The organism is Terasakiella pusilla DSM 6293 (genome assembly GCF_000688235.1).
Classification (GTDB): Bacteria; Pseudomonadota; Alphaproteobacteria; order Rhodospirillales; family Terasakiellaceae; genus Terasakiella; species Terasakiella pusilla.
Genome location: NZ_JHYO01000064.1, coordinates 1 through 3,013, shown reverse-complemented (window position 1 = coordinate 3,013; position 3,013 = coordinate 1). Strand labels below are relative to the sequence as shown.

Genomic DNA, 3,013 nt, shown 5'->3' with positions numbered 1-3,013 from the left:
CTTAAGACGAAGTACCATCAGCGCAACATGTTTTCACGGCCGAGTTCGGGATGGGATCGGGTGTTTGCCACGTGCCATAACCACCAGGCCATCTAAAATGAGTAAGATTATCTTCGTGTATTATACTTAGGATGTTGAGTTTAGCATAGTGCGTAGGTATTTAACGCTACGCATGATGGCCAAACAATCAAGCCTATCGAATGATTAGTACCAGTTAGCTTCATGTGTTACCACACTTCCACACCTGGCCTATCAACGTGGTAGTCTTCCACGATTCTCAGGGATACCTAGTTTCCAGGTGGGTTTCCCGCTTAGATGCTTTCAGCGGTTATCCCTTCCGTACTTAGCTACCCAGCGATGCTCCTGGCGGAACAACTGGTACACCAGAGGTACGTTCACCCCGGTCCTCTCGTACTAGGGGCAAATCCTGTCAAGTATCCTCCACCTACGGCAGATAGGGACCGAACTGTCTCACGACGTTCTAAACCCAGCTCACGTACCACTTTAATTGGCGAACAGCCAAACCCTTGGGACCTGCTCCAGCCCCAGGATGTGATGAGCCGACATCGAGGTGCCAAACACTACCGTCGATGTGAACTCTTGGGTAGTATCAGCCTGTTATCCCCGGCGTACCTTTTATCCGTTGAGCGATGGCCCTTCCACGAGGAGCCACCGGATCACTATGACCGACTTTCGTCTCTGTTCGTCTTGTCAGACTCACAGTCAGGCAAGCTTATGCCATTGCACTCTAAAAGCTGATTTCCGACCAGCCTGAGCTTACCATCGTGCGCCTCCGTTACCATTTGGGAGGCGACCGCCCCAGTCAAACTACCCACCACGCAGGGTCCCGGATCCGGTTTCACGGACCGCGGTTAGACATCAATGAATAAAAAGGTGGTATTTCAAGGTTGGCTCCACGACAACTGGCGTCATCGCTTCAAAGCCTCCCACCTATCCTACATATTTATTCACTAATGCCACTGCGAAGCTATAGTAAAGGTGCACGGGGTCTTTCCGTCTAACCGCAGGAACTCCGCATCTTCACGGAGAGTTCAATTTCGCTGAGTTGGTGTTGGAGACAGCGGGGAAGTCGTTACGCCATTCGTGCAGGTCGGAACTTACCCGACAAGGAATTTCGCTACCTTAGGACCGTTATAGTTACGGCCGCCGTTTACCGGGGCTTCAATTCAGTGCTTGCACACCTCCTTTTAACCTTCCGGCACCGGGCAGGCGTCAGACCCTATACGTCGTCTTGCGACTTCGCAGAGCCCTGTGTTTTTAGTAAACAGTCGCCACCCCATATTCTGTGCCACCCGCATGTGCTTGCGCACATACAGGTCACCCTTATCCCGAAGTTACGGGTGTATTTTGCCGAGTTCCTTCAACACCATTCTCTCAAGCGCCTTGGTATTCTCTACCTGCCCACCTGTGTCGGTTTGGGGTACGGTCTATACAGAGGAGTTATTTCCTGGAACACCTTGGCCGCCCGAACAATCCAATAAGCTCGAACGGATACCAGTATTCGTCACTACCTCTAGGTTCAGGAATATTAACCTAATTCCCATCAACTACGACTTTCGTCCTCGTCTTAGGGGCCGACTCACCCTGCGCGGATTAGCCTTGCGCAGGAACCCTTGGGCTTTCGGCGACAGTGTTTCTCACACTGTTTGTCGCTACTCATGTCAGCATTCTCACATCTGATACCTCCAGCAATGCTCACGCATCACCTTCGCAGGCTTACAGATCGCTCCGCTACCACTTGCACTAAAAGTGCAAATCCACAGCTTCGGTACACGGCTTGAGCCCCGGTACATCTTCGGCGCAGGACGGCTTAATTAGACCAGTGAGCTGTTACGCTTTCTTTAAAGGGTGGCTGCTTCTAAGCCAACCTCCTGGTTGTTTTGGCCTTCCCACATCCTTTCCCACTTAGCACGTGATTTAGGGACCTTAGCTGGTGGTCTGGGCTGTTTCCCTTTCCACTACGGACCTTAGCACCCGCAGTGTGTCTGCTAGATAGTACTCATTGGTATTCGGAGTTTGGTTCGAGTTGGTAAGACTCGCGTCCCCCGTCCCGATCCAGTGCTCTACCCCCAATGGTATTCATCTAACGCTCTACCTAAATAGATTTCGCGGAGAACCAGCTATCTCCAGGTTTGATTGGCCTTTCACCCCTTGGCACAAGTCATCCCCCGGCTTTTCAACGACGGTGGGTTCGGTCCTCCAGTGCGTGTTACCGCACCTTCAACCTGCTCATGCCAAGATCACCTGGTTTCGGGTCTAATCCATCGAACTCAGTCGCCCTATTCAGACTCGCTTTCGCTGCGCTTACGCCTATCGGCTTAGGCTTGCTCGATAAATTAACTCGCTGACCCATTATACAAAAGGTACGCCGTCACAGCTCAAGGCTGCTCCGACTGCTTGTAGGCATCCGGTTTCAGGTTCTCTTTCACTCCCCTTATCGGGGTGCTTTTCACCTTTCCCTCACGGTACTGGTTCACTATCGGTCGTATAGGAGTATTTAGCCTTGGAGGGTGGTCCCCCCATGTTCAGACAGAATTTCACGTGTTCCGCCTTACTCAAGGATTTAAGGAATTTCTACGACTACAGGGCTATCACCTACTATGGCTGCACTTTCCAGAGCATTCGTCTTCTTAACCTAAAATCACTGGGCTGCTCCCCGTTCGCTCGCCGCTACTTAGGGAATCTCGGTTGATTTGTTTTCCTAAAGCTACTTAGATGTTTCAGTTCGCTTCGTTCGCCTCCTTAACCTATGTATTCAGTTAAGGATAATCCTAAAGGATTGGGTTCCCCCATTCAGAAATCATCGGATCAAAGCCTACTCACGGCTCCCCGATGCTTATCGCAGTGTGTCACGTCTTTCATCGCCTCTATACGCCAAGGCATTCACCAGATGCCCTTTTCATACTTGAGAGTTTGATCACATCATGCGCAGCGTTAAATACCTAGGTATTTAACGTTTGTTTGTTAATCGTTCAAACGCCACTTGCAAGAC

2 rRNA genes are annotated in these 3,013 nt (G+C 50.8%); both read right to left on the bottom strand.

Annotated elements, in window-relative coordinates:
* Positions 1-88, bottom strand: a 5S ribosomal RNA gene (gene rrf / locus Q397_RS0119955); the annotation flags it as partial.
* 95 nt (positions 89-183) lie between these two features.
* Positions 184-2,932 (bottom strand): 23S ribosomal RNA (locus Q397_RS0119950).
* Positions 2,933-3,013 lie beyond the last annotated feature (81 nt).